Here is a 15,953-nt window from a genome sequence, read left to right as displayed (position 1 = left end):
TCCTGCGGGCCGTTGAAATCGCGGCCTGCTGCCACATGCCCGACCGATCGGCCGGTGTGCGCGGTCTTCTACGCATCGGCGCCGTACGGCTACCTTGAGGCGCTCCGGGGAGACCGCGTCGCCCAGGTCGTCCGCGACTGGCCAACTCCCGTGTCCTGCACCTGATTTGACGGGAAAAACGCATGTCCGCACTGTCCGGTCCCATCCGCGCGAAAGCCCACGTGCTGCACGGCCTGCGGGCCCTGCTGCACGACGAGGGCTTCACCGAGGTGGTCACCCCCGTCGCCCGCCGCGCCGACCTCGGGCCCGGCCGCCGCGCCCCCGCCGGCCTCCACGAAGGGCGGTACCTGCGCGCGATGATCGGTCCGGCGTTGCGCGTCAACGTGAGCACCTACCTCCCGCGGGTGTACGAGATCGGCCCGTGCTTCCGGCCCGAGCCCCCCGACGCCCTCCACGCCGCCGAGTTCACCATGCTCGACCTGTACGCCGCGCACCTCGGCTTCGAGGACCTGATAGACCTCGCCTGGCGCCTGGTCGGCCCGCACCTGCCCTCCTACACCCCCGAGCGGCTCTCGATCGCCGACCACGTCCACGACGAGTTCGGCATCGACCTGCGCACCGAGCCCCTCGACGACCTGCACCCGCGCATGGCCGCCCGGATCGGCGCCGACCCGGGCGAACCGTTCCCGGGCGTCCTCGGCCGCTACATCGCCCTCGAACTCGAAGCCGGCACCACCGGCCGCGCGGTGTTCCTGACCGACTACCCGACCGGCGGCGACGAGCCCTGCGCCCGCCTGGCCCCCGGCACCAGCGCCGTCCTGGAGCGCTTCGAGCTGATCGTCGACGGCATCGAGCTCGTCCACGGCTACACCGACGAGACGGACCGGACGGCCTTCACCGAACGCGCCAAGGCCGTCGGCCTCTACGACGACGAGCAGCAGCTCGCCCTGGACGCCGTCGAGTCCGGAGCCGTCCCCGCAGACACCGCCGGCCTCGGCATCGGCATCGAGCGGCTGTGTGCCGCCTCCGCCGGACTGCGCGACATCACCCCCTTCCTCCAGTCCCCCCAGTTCTGACACCCGGCACCCGTCCCTGGAGGCACGATGGACCTTGCGATCACCCCCCTGCCCGGCGGCTTCGGCGCCCGCGTCGAGACCGACCTCGCCCGCACGACCGGTTCCACCGCGGCGCGCGCTCTCACCGAAGCCCTGCACCGCCACCGCGTACTGGTGCTGCCCGACCAGCACCTCAGCCACGCCGACCTGCTCGCCGCCGCCGCCCTGTTCGGCGACGTCGACACCGCCACCGACCGCCGCTACACCGTCCCCGGCTTCCCCGGCCTCACCGTCGTCTCCAACATCCACGACCAGGACGGCATGCCGATCGGCATCTACGACGGCGACCACGAGGAGGAGTGGCACGCCGACAACTCCTTCAAGCCCGAGCTGACCGCCGCCACCCTGCTGTACTCGGTCATCACCCCTGCCGAGGGCGGCGAGACCCGCTTCGCCGACGCCACCCGCGCCTACGCCGACCTGCCCACCGGCCTCCGGGACCGGGTCGACCGTCTGAACGCCGTCCACTCCGTCCAGCACCTCGCGGCGCAGCAGGCCGACGCCGGTGGCGGCTGCTCCTCCACCCAGGCCGGCACCCTCGCACACCTGCCCGCGACCACCCACCCGCTCGCCCCCGTCCACCCCGCCACCGGTGCCCGCGCGCTCCTGCTCGGCTCCATGGCCATCCCCCGCCTGGAGGGCCTGCCCGAGACCGACGGCCAGGCGCTACTGGCCGACCTCCTCGCCCACACCACCGACCCCGGCTACCTCTACACCCACCACTGGAAGCAGGGCGACCTGGTCGTCTGGGACAACCTCGCCACTCTGCACACCGCCTCCCCCTGCGACAGCTCCCGCCACCGGCGGCTGCTGGTGCGCGCCGCCGTCCGTCAGCCGACACGCCGCCCCGGTCCCTCCGACGGGGGAATCCCCGCCGAGCCGCCCGTATCCGGGCCGATCCGGCACTAGGGTGGTCCAATGAGTTCCCAAGTGCCCATGAAAGAGCGGGCCTTGAGCCCGGACCGGATCGCCCGGATCGGGCGCGAGATGCAGGCCGCCTGCCCCGGATTCGACGCCGCCTCCTTCACCGCCCAGGTGACCGCCGACCTGCCCCGCCTGGAACTCAAGGCCCGCATCGCCCGTACCGCCGAGGGCCTCCGCCAGCACCTGCCCGTTACCGGCCAGGCCGCCCTCGACACCCTGCTGCGCTCCCTGCCGGCCACCCCGGAAGCCGCCGGCGCGGAAACCGACTTTGGCCTGTACATCTACGCCCCGCACTCCGCCTACGTCGCCGCCCACCACCTCCACCCGGAGCATCTCGACCAGGCATTCGCCGCACTCGCCACGATCACCCCGTACTTCTCCGCCGAGGACGCCGTCCGCGTCTTCCTCACCACCTACCCCGAGCGGACACTGGAGGCTGCCGCCACCTGGGCCGCCGCCTCCGACCACCGGGTACGGCGCCTGGCCAGCGAATCCCTGCGCCCCCACCTTCCCTGGTCCACCGGCACCGGCCTGCCCGTCGACACCGCACTGCCGCTGCTCGACGCGCTGTACGCCGACAACAGCCGCTTCGTGACCACATCGGTCGCCAACCACCTGCGCGACATCGCCCGCACCCGGCCCGACCTCGTCCTCGCCACCCTGACCAGGTGGCGCACCGAAGGGCGCGCCACGGACACCGAGCTCGCGTTCATCACCCGCGAGGCACTCAAGGCCCGTCTCAGGGCCGGCTGGCCACCCGCCTACACGATCCTCGGCTACGACCCCCGAGCCGACGTCAGCGTCAGCCCCCTCCGCCTGGCCCGCACCGACTACCGGCTCGGCGACGACGTCACCTTCGAAGCCGACCTCACCGCCCCCACCGACACCCCGGTGCACGTCATGTACGTCCTCACCCACACCAACCCCGATACCCGGACCGGGGAGAAGGTTGCCCACCTCACCCGCGCCACCATCAAGGCGGGCGCACCACTGCACCTGGCCAAGACTCACCCCCTGAAGTCCACCGGCACTGCCGCCCTCGCCCCCGGCAGCTACCACCTCGCACTCCAGGTCAACGGCCGCCGCCTCCCGCCGGCGCTGCTCCGCATCACCAACCGCCCGGCCTGACCAAGACGGCCCCGCTGGCACGCTGCCCTTGGCATCGCCAGGCGGCCTGCGCGACCTCACCTACACCAATACGCTTGCGGGCCCCGAGGGCCCGGCCCTGCTGGATCTGAACCTCACCGGCCACGCTGCCGCACCATCCGCATGGCTCTGATCAGGGACCTGGTCACCTTCATCGAAGCCCGGCTCACCCCTCTGCGCGATGTCATGGGCGCTGACGAACCCGCCGTGGAGGCACTGTCCGATGCCGTCTACCTGGCCGCCAGCCAGTCACAGCAGCACCTCGCCCACGGCCGCGACGACGCAGCGAAGGAGCAGATCCTCCAGTTGAGGACCATCGCCCGCCGGTGGTCCGATCACCCGGACTACCTGCCTAGGTTCGAGGTTCACCACCAGCGCGGCCCGCGACCTCCCGGCCGACAACACGTAGTAGGCCGTCCCCTGCCGGGTATGCCCCGTCGGCGCACATTGGTCCGAGCGCCGACGGAACCACGGCGACACCCTGTCGGCTTCGTGACCAGCCGAGGCCAAGAGTCCAACGACCGACTGCTCTCGCAGCGCGATCGGCCCTTCTGGGATGCTCCAGGATCTCGCGGGAGGCGGCTTCGGGGAGGGTCTCGCCGTCCACACGCCGACCGCCCGGCAGTCCCCACTGTCCGCTTCGACGGTCTCCAGCGAGGAGGACCCGCTGGGCCGTGGGGCCGGTGACCAGTGCATAGGCCACGCCGACCCGCTTCAGTGCGGTCGGCATCAGTTCTTCCCTTCTTCAGGGTGACGAGCGGGCCCTTTCGATGTGGTAGCCGCAGTCGAGCATCGCCAGACATAGCGATCGGCGTATGTTCCCGCATGGACGTGCAGCGCTCACCGCTCTGCGCGGGCGTTGCCACCTGGCCCCGAGCTGCTGCGGGCTTCGCCACCGCTGGTTCAACCTCTGACATTGCCATGGACGATGACGCGCCCCGGATACTGGGCATCCAGGTAGGCACGGGCAGCCTCGAGATCGCCGACAACGCCGACCGCGGTGCGGCCGTCTGGCGCGGTGCTGGTCTTGAAAACCTGCCAGCCGACGTGGTCCAACGACTGAAGGTCGCCTTCCAGAGCGTAGTCGTGGCCCCGGCGCCATACCAGGTCCGACCCGACATGCCCCTGCACCACCGTCGTCCGGCCGGGGAAGTCCTGGTCGAGCGTGTGACGCGCGTCGTCGAGGTTGCCAACGACCTCCACCGTTTGCCGAGTGTCGCCGGGACGAGCCGACACGGTGATGACATGCCAGGATCCCGGGCCGACTCCAGCCTGGTGAATAGCCCGTTGTAGGTCGGTGAGGTCTTTGCCCCGGAGCGGTGCGTCGGCGGCGGCGGCCGCCCCGCAAGCGATGGCCAGGACACCGAGGGTGGCCAGCACCCGCCCGGTGACAGCGTTCACGCGAGTGTTCCCCATTCTCTGGTTCTAGGCCAGCGAGAGCCCGAACTTGCTGACGATCGGTCCGATCGGGACGAATAGCACGGTGTCGTAGCAGGTCGTCTGCACGGCCACGGACCCGCACACGACCCTGTTGCCACTGCCCGCTGACATGATCCCCCGGGCCTGCATGTCCTCACCGTTGATGCTGGCGACGACAGGACCCCCGCTGTCGCCGCCGGCGACCGTGACGGTCGAGTCGTCGGTGCGTACCGCCGTATCTAGGTCACTGCGCCAGACACCATCGACGGTCGCGGCGACATCGGTGGCGGTGATCTTCAGGCCGCAGTGGATGCCACTGACAGATCCGCTGTTGCAGACCAGATCGCCGACGTTGTTGCGCCCTGCGCCGACGACGCGCTTCGAGTATCCCGACTCGTTGTTCCACGCTCCGTCGTAGAAGCGCCCGCTGGGGCTGCCGCTGACGTTGATGACCGTGGTGTCCAGGGCGGTGTCGGCGTCGGCGGCAGTACCGATCACTGTGCCCCCGCCGGTCTTGTAGGAGCCGGAGGTGCCGCAGTGTTCGGCGGTGAGAAGTACGGGCGTTCTGCCGCGCCACCCGCCGAATCCCGAAGTGCACCACGCGTTCGAGGGCGTGATGAGTTCGGCGCCAGCACTCCAGGGGCTGGCGTCGCTGTGCCGGTTCGCGGCTGCAGAAGGTGAGGCGGTCGGGAGGGCCGAGACGGGCACACCGGCGATCGTGGCTGCCAGGGCGGCGACGTCTTCCGACGTCGGGACATCCCGGTGACGTTCGGCGTTCGGCGTGTAGGTGACGGCCAGGCCGGAGCCGTCGGCCTGCGGGCCGACGGTCGTCCACACCGCGCCGCTCTCACCGCGGGCGGCCACGGCTGACAGGCGGTCCCGCGCGGCGCGAAGGTCCCGCAGAGAATACGGTGCCGGGTGAACGGCGGCGGTGAGCTCGGCCGGCATACGGGAGAGCACGCCGCTGACGCGGTCGGGGACATCGCCCTGCCAGTACAGGTCCAAGCGTCCGTGCTGCGGGTCGACGGTGTGACCTGCGTAGCCCGGCAGCGTGGCACGCTCGTGTTCGGGAACCCCAGTGATCTCGTCGGCGAGACGGTCGAGGACTGCTTGGCGGGCTGAAATGTCCGCTACCGAAGCAGCACCGCGGAGAGTGTGGACCGGTGCCGCCGTGACAGCGGCGGGCGGTAGGACGGTCAGCATGGCGGAAGCGGTAAGGGCCGTCGTCATGATGTGCACGCATTAAGTACCCCACGGCGTCGGCCGGCCGCGCCAGCACGGGGTCGAGTTGTCACCCGGACGAGGTAGCACCCGGCTACGGCCTCAAGGGCACGGCCAGCAGTTGCGGGCGAGGTTCGGTGCGAGCCCCGATGGAGGCCGGACAGAGCGCCACCTGACTCCTCCGGCGGATGGTGAGTTGGCTGGGGTTGCACCATGCTGCGTGCAGATCTGGGCCCGGCGCACATCAGGGGCCGTCCACAGGCTGGATCGGACGGCCGGCGGGACGAGAGTGAGACCGAGCGGCGATCCTCCTACGGATCTCGGACACCGCAGCCACACGTTGATCAAGCAGAGACCTGGCCGCCCGCTCCGCCGCAGCGGTAGCGGCGGCCGCAGCCGCCTGACGGGCACTGCTCACCGACGCGAACCGGTGCCCGGAGCGCATCACTGCGGCGTAGGCACGACGGGACTCGGCAGCCACAACAGGCGAAAGCCTGAAACGGCGCAAGGCATCCTGGTGGTACCAGTCGCGTATGCAGGCTACGGCGAGCAGCTCACTGGCACCCGCGATCTCCTCGACCTGCGTACCGTACCGGGCCTGCGCCCTGGCACTGCGGATCTCCGAGCGGACCTCCTCCCAGACGGCGCGAACGTTGGGATAGTCGCGCAGGTCAGCACGGGCGGCCAGCGCCAGGTTGATGCACTCGCTGATACCGGCCTTAACGGCCCGCCCCCGCGAACAGCCGGCACACAGCCCCGCCACACCAGGAACGCCGCAGTCTGCACAGGGATCGGCCAGCCGGGCGGCCTCGGTACGGGCCTTGCGGATCTCCCGTCCGGCCGCAGCCGCGGTGCCCGGTGCTGTCGGCTGTGTAGCGGGGGACACGGCCCGTCCTTCGGTCGCGGAGGTGGCATGCCGCGATCGGCTGATCGCGCCCTCGACGAGATACCCGCAGGGAACGCACTCACCCCCTGTCACCACGTCGATCCCGCTCTCGCACTCGATGCGCCCGCATTCGCTGGCACGGCGAAGCCCGATCCGGACCAGCCAGCCGTACGGGCAGGCGATCGAGGTGGCCGTAGCGAGCCTGAACTGGAGACGCCGCGCCACCCGCCCGATGTCACCTGCGACGTCCCGTACGGCCGCGCCCGCGGCGCGAGCGGCCTCCCGCTGCTCCCAGGCGGTCATCAGCGGCAGCAGAACCATGGCCTCCTGGAGCACGCGGTATGCCGCGGTCGACATGCTCAGCTGCGGCAGTGCCGCGCCGCCTTTGTGCCCGGGTGTCACCGCCGCGGCGGGCGGGGCGCTCTCGGGACGGGTCCGGACGGAGCCGGACTTCCTCGCGTGTGCGCGCGCTCCACCGGCACCGGTGGGAACCCCCGTCTCGGCTTCGCCGGAAACACCAACCGCGACATCAGCCTGACCATCGGTGCACAGGTGATCGGCGTGAGAGGCGTGAAGGGCTTCAGCACCGGAGTTCTCTGGGAACTCCGCACCGTCAGATGGCTGCGGTCTCGCCACCTGGGGCGATGCCCCAACACGACGCGGGTGTGGCCGCGTTGCAGGAGCGGCGCTGTCGCACCGGGGCGCCGCTGCGCGCCTCCGAGCGGCCTTCATCGTCGCCCAGTCCTGGGCCACGGCCGGGACCACGATCCCGCCGCGCTGGCGCAGTCGGCTGCTGGTCTCCCGCCGGACCAACTGGATCGCCCCTGCTTTCTGGAGGCGTTGAAGGATCCCTGCCGCGCCAGCCGGTGTGCAGCTGTTGCCCAGCAGCCGGGCGACCGTTGCCGCTGCTCGCCCGCGCTTGCCCACCCGCCCGGAGCACAGGCGCACCCGCCCGTCGGGTCGTGCCTCCAATACGAGGAGGAGCAGGGCGAGCCGGTCGGTGGGGGCGCCGCGGCCGGTGCGGGAGGCCAGTAGCCCCGGAGGTGTCACCCGGCCGTCCCGGTGGCGCCAGCCCGGGGCGAACAGCCGCTCCACGAGGCGAAGCAGGGTGGCGAGCGCTGGGCGGTCGAGGGCGAGCGGGTGTTGTCGGTCGCCGGCCCGAGTCGCGTCGATCTGCTCCGGGACACCGACGAACAGGCCCTGCACGGTGCCGCCCTCGCGAAACCGTTGGCGCGTTATGAGCGTCGACGCCCTTCGCTGCCGGTCGAGGGACTGGTGGATGGCGGAGGCGGACACTCCGAGCCAGCGGCCGAGTTCCGGGGCGGCCGACGTGGTGGCGCAGGTCCGAGCAAGTTCAGCCTTGGCGAGGGTGACGATCCTCAGAGCGTGGTCGGTTTCCTTCAGATGCGCCGCGTCAGGTGAATGGATCAAGGTGTAGACGGCCGCGCGCAGTCGCTTTCGCATCGGCTCGTCCAGCCGTAGGGGCTCCAGGTCGACGGCGGCAACGGAGGAACTGAGCTCTTCCTCTGCGATACGGCGTGTTGACGAGGCGTCACGGCCCGTAGAACTGGTATGGGGTGTGTTCGCGCCTGCGTGACAAACGGGATCGAAGTCAGGCATCATCAAGGTGTCTCTGCTGGAGGTGGAGGCAGCACGAACCCCTGGGGTCGGCTATCGCTCCCAGGGCTGGCATCGCCTGATGAATCCGCCCGCGGCTGGGCGGTACACCGGGTGGCGGGTCCTCAGTTGAGGGCGGCCGCCCGGGTCGTCGCCGGAGATGACGTGAGCGCGAACTCGGTCATCTGTCGACGGTGATGGGAAGGGCGTGCCGCCGGACCTGGTGCTGGTAACACCGGTGTGCAGGCGGCAGCCCAGCGGCCCGTGCTCCTCGGAGCGGGCCGCACCGCACGTCATCTCATGGTCGACCTCTCATCTCGTCTCACATCCTGTTGCGGGCCATCCAACCGGCGTGCGCGGCATGGCGGGAGTCCAGCGCCCTGTGGAAGCCCCTTTGCCGACGGCGAGGACCAGCCCCGCGATGTGGCCGGCAGCCGGTGAGGTGAGGAACAGCGCGAGCCGCGCGATCTCGTCGGGGCGGACCGGCCGGGCCCAGGGATTTCGGCGCGGCCTGGCCGATCCCGGCATGCGACACCGGAGTCTTGAGCGGGCCGTGCTGCTCCTCGGTCACGGCGAACGTCAGGGACGTCGGCGGGCTGCGTGGTGCCGCAGGGCACCGACAGGGACCCGTCCGCCGGTGGCGTGGAGCGGTAGGTGATCGCGACGCGGCCGCCAGCGGTCCGGTAGACCTGGGTGTTGGCGGGACCGATGCCCGGGCTGGCGTCGGTGATCAAGACCGCGCGGCTCATGTGCTCGTCCCCCCGGTGGGCTGCTGTTCAGCTGGCTTGCTGCAGGATCGGCATGATCTGTCGCTGGGCCCGGGTGTGCTCCAGGCGCCGGGACAGGGCCGCGGCGGTGTCCATCGTGGCGTCGGTCAGACGCTCGGCGCGCCGCTGCAGGTAGGCGTCGGGAGCGAGGAGGCTGACGGAGCCGACGAGGACCGCGCCCCGCCACAGCGGCACGGACAGCATCTCCCAGCCGGCGACGGGGGATTGAGTGCGTGCGTACCCCTGGATCTTGATACGCCGCAGGACGGCGTTTCCTGCGCTCAGGTCGTCGAGGTTGGCGAGCATGACCAGGCCGGCGGCGTCCTGGTGCAGGGGTGCGCGGCGCAGGACGGGTCCGCCGTCGGAGGTCGCGAGCGCGGCCGCGAAGTCGTGGCGCTTGCCGTCCGCGATGTCGACGCAGATCCTGCTCGGCATCCCCAGCAGGAGATGGCTGTGCAGGGCGACGACCTGGTTTGTGCGGCGCTGCAGGTGTGCGAGCTCCTCGGAGATCGCCGGGGAACTGGCAGGCAGCGCGGTCAGCGCGTCCTGGCTGTGCCCTGTGGCACTGGGGTGGGCGATGGAGTAGGTGCCGTAGGTCGGTTGGACGAAGGTGCGTGTGTGCACTCCGGACTGGAGGATGCGGTGGGTGGTGGAGCGGGTGAGCCCGCTGTGGGCCATCACCTCGGCGAGGGTGTGCGCGCCAGGGCCGAGTTCGATCAACGCCTGCAGCACTCGATAGGCGCGTTCCGCGGAACTGTTCCGTTCGTGGTCGTGGGCTTGAAGCACATGCGGCGGCTTCGGCATCATCAGGCCCCCCAGGTCTGTGAGCGTGTGCGGCTGGTGAGACGAATGACCAATTCGGATGCCAAGTCGCCCCGTGGCCTTAAAGATGTAGTCGAACTGGCCGCCGTTGGCCAGGAAGGACCCCTTCCGGAAGTTGGACCTCAGGAAGGCATACCTGAGCGTCGCCGCGAGCTTGCTCAGGGCGATGCTTGAGCAAGGAAGTGCGCCGCGAGGCCGCTGCGGGGAGACCAGGAACCTCCCGCGGTGGTCGCGGCGACGGAAGGAAGGGGGCAGTAAGTGACGGCCGCACGCCAAGGAAGCGGACAGGTGTCAGGTACTTCGGAACAGAGGGAACGGTTCCAAGCTCTGCTGGTCAGGTGCCGTCTCGCCGTCGAAGCGGGTCCGCCGGCCGCGGCCATCACGACCCGCGGTCGTCGTCGCACGGGCCTGTCGCAGGAGCGCGTGGCCTCGCTGCTCGGAGTGTCTGTCCGGTCGTACGGCGACTTCGAGCGCGGACTGACCCGCGCGGAACCGGAGTTCATGGACCGTGTGGCGGAAATCCTGAAGATGAGTGAGCACGAGCGACACGCGATGTTTCTACTGTCCACGGGACAGGAGCCACCGCAGCCGTTCACCAGCACCCTTGCCTCGGTGCCGGCCTACCAGCTCGCACTCGACTCCAGCGTGCTGCCGGGCTACCTCTCCAACCGCTGCTGGGACATCGAACTGACCAACCAGCCGTTCCGGGACATCTGGCCGGACGAGGAAGTACCGACCAATGTTCTGCGCTACATCCTGATGAACCCGGGCGCGCGCGATACCGTACTGCTGGAATGGGAGCACGGATGGGCGCTCCCCTTCCTGCGCCAGCAGCGAGCCGCGCTTCAAGCCGCGCGGTGGGAGACCGGCCTGGTGGAGCTGCAGCGTGAACTAGAGGAGGCGGCGAACGAGGACCGGGCGCTTCGGCGACTGATGCAACGGTCGCTCGACGACGAGTACATCCACCCCAACGGCGACACTCGAATCCTGCGCCACCCCGAGTGGGGCCCGACCCGGTTCACGCTCCTCATGACGCGTCCCCTCGACGCGGCTTCAGCGCACCGGTTCGTGTGGCTCGTACCGCCCAGACCGGTCGACCAAATGCCCTGACCCGCAATCCGGTAGCGGCGGCAATCGGCCGCCGCATCTCGCGTCGTAGCAGCGACAACAACTCTCGCGGCTATGTGCCCGAAGCAGCCCAGCGCCGTGAACAGCGGCGGACTCACGACATGAGAGGAGAGACCATCCCGTGGCCCCATCCCGCGCAGTGCTGATCGTCGGTCCGACCAAGGACCACGAGGCGGACCTGCGGAGCGTTGCCGAGACCCACCTGATCACCCTTCGAGAGCCAGTCACGGACTCCGGGCTCCCAACCGGCCCGGACCCAGACGCGGAACCGCCAGCGGGGGTACTGGCCCTCACCGCCGAGGCCCTTGCGGCCGCCGCGGACCTGGCCGAGGCGCTCAACGTCCCGGGCCCGTCCAAGGCCTCCGCAATAGCATCCGCCGACCGGTCCGTTGCACGGGTCCTCCTCACAGAGGCGGGACTTCCCACCCCGCGGGGCACCCGGGTCGACTCCCACCAGCAGGCGGCCGAAGCCGCGCAATGGACCGGGTTTCCCGTCATCATGCGTCCGCTCGGCAACCTCGGTCACTTCGGCGCCATCCGGGCCGACGGACCGCAAGACCTACACGCCGCATGGACCTACGCCCACGCCGCGTCCTTGGCGTCCGAGGTGGAGCCCGGCGCGGTCATGGTCGAGCAGGCCCCCGATGGTGACTGGATCACCCTGCAGACCGCTACCACCAGCGACGGCACATGGGTGGCCGCCGCGGTGCGAACAGCGCTGACGGGGCACCCGATGCTGCAGCCCGCCTCCCACCTGGTCACCGCCGACGACGTCGACTCCGAACTCGCGGTTCTCGCCACCCGCGCCATCGAGGCCCTCGGAGTCGAGCAGGGCGTGGGGCACGTTCACATCGTGCTGACCCTGTCCGGACCGGTCATCGTCGACGCCTGCGCCCACATTCAGGGCGACAGCGTTCCCGAGCTCGTCCGCCTGGCCACCGGCGTGGATCTCGTTCTCGCCGCCGTCCGGACGGCAGCGGGCCTGGATCCCGCCATCACCCCCACACACCGCGCCAGTGCGGCCGCCGCCGCCATCCGCGCGCCCAGGGCCGGCACGGTGGCCGGCCTGCACGTCGCCCCCGACCTGCTGGACCAGCCATGGCTGGCCAGGCTGACCTGGGGGACCCGCCTGGGAGCAACCGTCGAAGCCCAACCGGCCCCGGCACTGGCCCGCTGCATCGTGACCGGCCCCGACCCCGACACCTGCCTGGACCGCCTCGCGCAGGTACGCCAGGACATCGACGTGAGCATCGAGCCGCGCCACCCCTAGCCCGCACGGCGAGCACCTCCGCAGGCTCGAACACCCATACGAGGTTATGTGATCAGATCATGTCCCTAACTGCCGAACAGCCGCCAGGATGACCCCTCGACAAGATGACCCAGCCCGCTGACGACCCGTCACTGAAGCCGGGCCGCGTCAGGGGGCCGCCGTACTGCATCCACACGCCGAGGACAGAGACAACAGTCCGTACCTCGTCGAGATCGAACCCGATGTCCTCGCCTACATCCAGTCCACCGGCGGCTGGTGCGTCAGCAACGCCGGCGTCCGCATCGGACCCGACACAGTGACACTCATCGACTGCGCCGCGACCGAACGGCGCGCGAACAACCTCAAGGCGGCGATCGCGGCGCGAACCACGCGCCCGGTCGCCCGCCTCGTCGTCACCCACCACCACGGGAACCCCACTTCGGCGCAACAACCTTCACCCCCAGGCCACCGTCATCGCGCACGAAGGCGCACGCGACGCCAACCTCCGGGACGGCCTCAACCTGCCCGCCATCTGGCCACACGTCGAGTGGGGCAACATACGGCCGATGCGGCCCGACATCAGTGACCGCCCCGACCTCCATGTCGACGACCGCTCCCTACAACTGCTGTACTTCGGCCCAGCCCACACCACCGGCGACGGCGGTGCGGGGCCCGGGCCGCGCGGGTGGTGAGCAAGGCCTCGACGGCGGCGGCCGTGCGGGCGGTGCTCCATGTGCCGGGAGTGTGGACGAGGCCGGCGACATCGTCGCTGGCCGCCCGACACCCGCACCCTGTTTGCCGGCGACCGGGTCTTCTCCCACGGCACACCGTTCGTCAGGATGGGCCCCCTCGCCAGCACCCTCACGACCCTCGAGCTGTTCGTCGCGATGAACCCGAAGGTCGTCGCCAGCGGACATGGGCCGATCGCCGACGCATCCGCTATCGACGCCAACCTCCGCTACCTGCGCTGGGCGTCCCAACTCGCCAAGGACGGCAAGGCCACAGGCCTGACCCCGCTCGAACTCGCGCGGGAAACCGACCTCGGCGACTTCGCCAACCTCCATGAACCCGAACGCCTGGTCGCCAACCTCCACCGTGCCTGCAGCGAACTCGACGGCCACCCACTCGGCGAGCCCCTACCCGTCGACCCATTGTCTCGGACATGACCCAGTACAACCACGGAGCGCCACTTCCCTGCCCCGCCTGAGCAGGATCAGAATCTCCCCGCCCGGCACCTGGAGCCGACCCGCCCTCAGCGCCGGCGCCCCTGCCCCCGGCGAGACCGGTCCAGGGCCGCACGCTGTGCCTCCATCAACCCCCTCTGCCGGGGTGCGGCCGTGGCGGTCACAGTAGGCTGCGGTGCCGGCGCCCGCTCGATGATCGATCGACCCAGCCGGGCACCTGCCTCCCGGTAGACCTCGCTCTGGGCCCGCGCGCCCACCGCGATCACCTGAAGGAGCATCCGGGTATCGGGCCCAGGCAGAGCGTCCTGCAGGCGGTAGACCAGCCGCCAGAGCGGGGTTCGGGTGGTACGTTGACCGATGTCGTTCTCCGCCTCGTCGAAGTAGAGCTTGCGGCAGTCGGACAGATCCGGGTACCGCGCCATGGCTTCCAGCGGGATGCCCCGGATCTCGCCGCGCGTGAGCTGGCTGATCCTGATGAGCGCGATGCGCTGCAGCTGGGCCGTGGGGAGCACCAGGATGTCAGCGCCAACCTGCGGGTGATGATCCCCGCGGTACAGGTCGGACCTGACTGCTGGCAAATGCCTCTCCTCGTCCTCCTCGGAGCGTGCAGGCCTTACATGTCGTCCTCGCGCCCCATCTCCATCACCAGGCGTTCCAGGCCGTCGTTGCTCAGACCCTCGCCCCGCTGCGGCGTGGTGGACAGCCGATCCGCGATCATCGCGGCGTCGACCTCGCCAGCAGCTTCGAGCAGCCGCTCGAAGTCCCGGTAGGCGAGCAGCACCGCCTGCGGCACACCGTCTTCTCCGATCACCACTGGCGGCGACTGCGCCTCGGTGAGCAGCTTGATCAGACTCCGCAGGGTCGCCGCAGCCTGGGCCGGTGACACCACATCAGGAGGGAAGCTCGCGTTCGTGTCCATGGATCCACCGTAACCAGATGGCACGCGACACCTGCGAGAGCCCCGGACCGAGGAGCGCAGACACCACATACAGGATCCGCTGGCAGTACCTCCGCCGCGTACCCGACATCCAGAAGATCCCGCAGGACGGAACACCATCAATTGCGGTACTCACCGAATCCCGCCCTGCGGGAACCTCCCCGCCATCGGACGCCATCAGGCAGCACCGCAGGGTTCGCTGAGGCACCGAATCATGGCCGTCCTTGGGGAGGCAACACATGGGGCAGCCACCGACCGCAGCTCTTGTCGCACTGTTCTTCGTGGGAGCACTCATGGTCGCAGCCGCCCTCGGAGCGCGCCGCACATCCGACGGAAGACTGAACCCCCGGCGCGGCAAGAGCCCGCTCACAGGCCAGACGGTCATCACGAAGGCGGTGTGACATGGACGGACAATCCATCGCACTGACCGCCCAACCCGCGCCCGACGACGACGCGGAACCCGCCACCCTCGCCCCCCAACACCTGCGCCGGCTCCAACAACTCGCCGCCAACCGTGCGGCACGCCAGGCAAACCAACCCAGCCCCGCATTCAGGACCCCCACCCCGGCAAGCAGCGCAGACCTCGCCGCCGAGAACGAACGGCTGCGCGCCTACGTCGCCGTCCTGGAAGCAGCAGTGACAGTCCTCCTCGACGCCACACCCCCCGCACACGAGGACGACCCCGCAACAGCCAGCTGAGCCGCCCCGTCCCAGCAAGTTGTTGTCCAAGAGCCCCACAGATATCCCGCGCAGCGGGAAGCCACGTCAGGCAAAGCCCCTCCATCCCGCAGACCGGGATCTGCGGAACCACGACCTGGCCCCGAGGGCCCAGCTCCCAACACGGTAGGACGAGTGCACCTCAGCTCCACCAGCTTCCGCCAGACAGCCCCACGTCGAGCAGGAACGTACTGATCTGAAAGCCTCAACTCCGTGAGCCAGCCACCGCCCAACCCGCGGCGTCGGCAGCCCCACCCGCACCACCACACCAGGAGAACAGATGGCGATCAACACGTACGGAACCCAGGCCCGGGCCTACTGGCGACGCTGGCTGCCCAAGCGATACGCCGCCCTGCCCGACCCGATCGCCTTCTTCACCGCCCTCGGCGAACAGGTCGAGGCCCAGGTCGGCGACCTCTGGGACCGCCTCGTGAGCGCCGACACCGCGCCCGCCGACGAGACGCACGAGCACCGCGTCGCCCGCCTCGCCCAGCTCAAGGCCCGCGTCGAGCACGACGTCCTCGACGAGACGGTCCGCCTGGAACCCGAGCCCGAAGCCGGACTCCAGGACGAGGACGACGGCCTGGAGAGCGACGAGCAGTACGAGGCCCGCATGGCGCGCCTCGAACAGCACACGGAGTGGGTCAGCACCACCTCCGACGCACTTCTGGACGGCAACCTCCAGCTCAGTGACCTTGACGACCAGCAGCTGCGCCATGTCCTCGACTACATGACGCCGTCCTTCCTGCGCCTGTTCGGCACCTCGGTGGACGACCTGCGCGCCCGCGGGCGCGACCTGTAGCTGTAGCCCCCGGCGGCCC

The 15,953-nt window shown here is 70.1% G+C and carries 16 protein-coding genes; 9 read left to right on the top strand and 7 right to left on the bottom strand.

What is annotated here, in order from left to right; all coding sequences use genetic code 11:
- Nucleotides 1-182 precede the first annotated feature (182 nt).
- The 3 genes from ACFWIC_RS28995 to ACFWIC_RS28985 are packed head-to-tail and all read left to right on the top strand — an operon-like array spanning nucleotide 183 to nucleotide 3,167.
- Nucleotides 183-1,076: an amino acid--tRNA ligase-related protein gene (locus ACFWIC_RS28995; RefSeq protein WP_380520386.1), complete on the top strand. Its 894-nt coding sequence runs from the start codon at nucleotides 183-185 to the stop codon at nucleotides 1,074-1,076.
- A 27-nt stretch (nucleotides 1,077-1,103) separates the two neighbouring features.
- The gene (locus ACFWIC_RS28990; RefSeq protein WP_380520385.1) at nucleotides 1,104-2,024 is read left to right on the top strand and encodes a TauD/TfdA dioxygenase family protein; all 921 of its coding nucleotides are present in this window, start codon (nucleotides 1,104-1,106) and stop codon (nucleotides 2,022-2,024) included.
- A gap of 9 nt (nucleotides 2,025-2,033) precedes the next feature.
- On the top strand, nucleotides 2,034-3,167 hold the full coding sequence (locus ACFWIC_RS28985) for a DNA alkylation repair protein (protein ID WP_380520384.1): 1,134 nt from the start codon (nucleotides 2,034-2,036) through the stop codon (nucleotides 3,165-3,167).
- 370 nt (nucleotides 3,168-3,537) lie between these two features.
- Here the strand turns inward: ACFWIC_RS28985 and ACFWIC_RS28980 are convergent, their stop codons facing one another.
- From ACFWIC_RS28980 to ACFWIC_RS28960, 5 genes are all read right to left on the bottom strand, one after another.
- Nucleotides 3,538-3,915, bottom strand: coding sequence for an NUDIX hydrolase (locus ACFWIC_RS28980; RefSeq protein ID WP_380520383.1), 378 nt, complete (start codon nucleotides 3,913-3,915; stop codon nucleotides 3,538-3,540).
- A 173-nt stretch (nucleotides 3,916-4,088) separates the two neighbouring features.
- Nucleotides 4,089-4,586: a hypothetical protein gene (locus tag ACFWIC_RS28975; RefSeq protein ID WP_380520382.1), complete on the bottom strand. Its 498-nt coding sequence runs from the start codon at nucleotides 4,584-4,586 to the stop codon at nucleotides 4,089-4,091.
- A gap of 24 nt (nucleotides 4,587-4,610) precedes the next feature.
- The gene (locus tag ACFWIC_RS28970) at nucleotides 4,611-5,843 is read right to left on the bottom strand and encodes a S1 family peptidase (RefSeq protein ID WP_380520381.1); all 1,233 of its coding nucleotides are present in this window, start codon (nucleotides 5,841-5,843) and stop codon (nucleotides 4,611-4,613) included.
- Nucleotides 5,844-6,069: 226 nt separating this feature from the next.
- Entirely contained in the window at nucleotides 6,070-8,175 is a 2,106-nt protein-coding gene (locus ACFWIC_RS28965) for a hypothetical protein (RefSeq protein ID WP_380520380.1), read from the bottom strand.
- 929 nt (nucleotides 8,176-9,104) lie between these two features.
- On the bottom strand, nucleotides 9,105-9,899 hold the full coding sequence (locus tag ACFWIC_RS28960; protein ID WP_380520406.1) for a helix-turn-helix domain-containing protein: 795 nt from the start codon (nucleotides 9,897-9,899) through the stop codon (nucleotides 9,105-9,107).
- Nucleotides 9,900-10,205: 306 nt separating this feature from the next.
- Between ACFWIC_RS28960 and ACFWIC_RS28955 the strand changes: the two genes are divergently transcribed.
- The 4 genes from ACFWIC_RS28955 (at nucleotide 10,206) to ACFWIC_RS28940 (ending at nucleotide 13,460) form a co-directional block, all read left to right on the top strand.
- The gene (locus tag ACFWIC_RS28955; protein WP_380520379.1) at nucleotides 10,206-11,027 is read left to right on the top strand and encodes a helix-turn-helix domain-containing protein; all 822 of its coding nucleotides are present in this window, start codon (nucleotides 10,206-10,208) and stop codon (nucleotides 11,025-11,027) included.
- 157 nt (nucleotides 11,028-11,184) lie between these two features.
- Nucleotides 11,185-12,315, top strand: coding sequence for an acetyl-CoA carboxylase biotin carboxylase subunit family protein (locus ACFWIC_RS28950; protein ID WP_380520378.1), 1,131 nt, complete (start codon nucleotides 11,185-11,187; stop codon nucleotides 12,313-12,315).
- 545 nt (nucleotides 12,316-12,860) lie between these two features.
- Nucleotides 12,861-12,986 (top strand): hypothetical protein, encoded by a 126-nt coding sequence (locus ACFWIC_RS28945; RefSeq protein ID WP_380520377.1) that lies wholly within the window; start codon nucleotides 12,861-12,863, stop codon nucleotides 12,984-12,986.
- A gap of 147 nt (nucleotides 12,987-13,133) precedes the next feature.
- On the top strand, nucleotides 13,134-13,460 hold the full coding sequence (locus ACFWIC_RS28940; RefSeq protein WP_380520376.1) for a hypothetical protein: 327 nt from the start codon (nucleotides 13,134-13,136) through the stop codon (nucleotides 13,458-13,460).
- A gap of 86 nt (nucleotides 13,461-13,546) precedes the next feature.
- Here the strand turns inward: ACFWIC_RS28940 and ACFWIC_RS28935 are convergent, their stop codons facing one another.
- Together ACFWIC_RS28935 and ACFWIC_RS28930 are read right to left on the bottom strand one after the other, a co-directional pair.
- Entirely contained in the window at nucleotides 13,547-14,056 is a 510-nt protein-coding gene (locus ACFWIC_RS28935; RefSeq protein WP_380520375.1) for a hypothetical protein, read from the bottom strand.
- Nucleotides 14,057-14,091: 35 nt separating this feature from the next.
- Nucleotides 14,092-14,397: a hypothetical protein gene (locus tag ACFWIC_RS28930; RefSeq protein WP_380520374.1), complete on the bottom strand. Its 306-nt coding sequence runs from the start codon at nucleotides 14,395-14,397 to the stop codon at nucleotides 14,092-14,094.
- Nucleotides 14,398-14,817: 420 nt separating this feature from the next.
- Here ACFWIC_RS28930 and ACFWIC_RS28925 point away from each other — a divergent pair, with 420 nt between their 5' ends.
- Both ACFWIC_RS28925 and ACFWIC_RS28920 read left to right on the top strand, forming a co-directional pair.
- Nucleotides 14,818-15,114 (top strand): hypothetical protein, encoded by a 297-nt coding sequence (locus tag ACFWIC_RS28925; RefSeq protein WP_380520373.1) that lies wholly within the window; start codon nucleotides 14,818-14,820, stop codon nucleotides 15,112-15,114.
- A gap of 298 nt (nucleotides 15,115-15,412) precedes the next feature.
- Nucleotides 15,413-15,934, top strand: coding sequence for a hypothetical protein (locus tag ACFWIC_RS28920; protein ID WP_380520372.1), 522 nt, complete (start codon nucleotides 15,413-15,415; stop codon nucleotides 15,932-15,934).
- Nucleotides 15,935-15,953: the final 19 nt, after the last annotated feature.

This window comes from Kitasatospora sp. NPDC127035, assembly GCF_042726075.1.
Taxonomy (GTDB): domain Bacteria; phylum Actinomycetota; class Actinomycetes; order Streptomycetales; family Streptomycetaceae; genus Kitasatospora.
The sequence above is the reverse complement of the archived record's forward strand: the minus strand, read 5'-3'. Positions and strand labels throughout refer to the sequence as shown.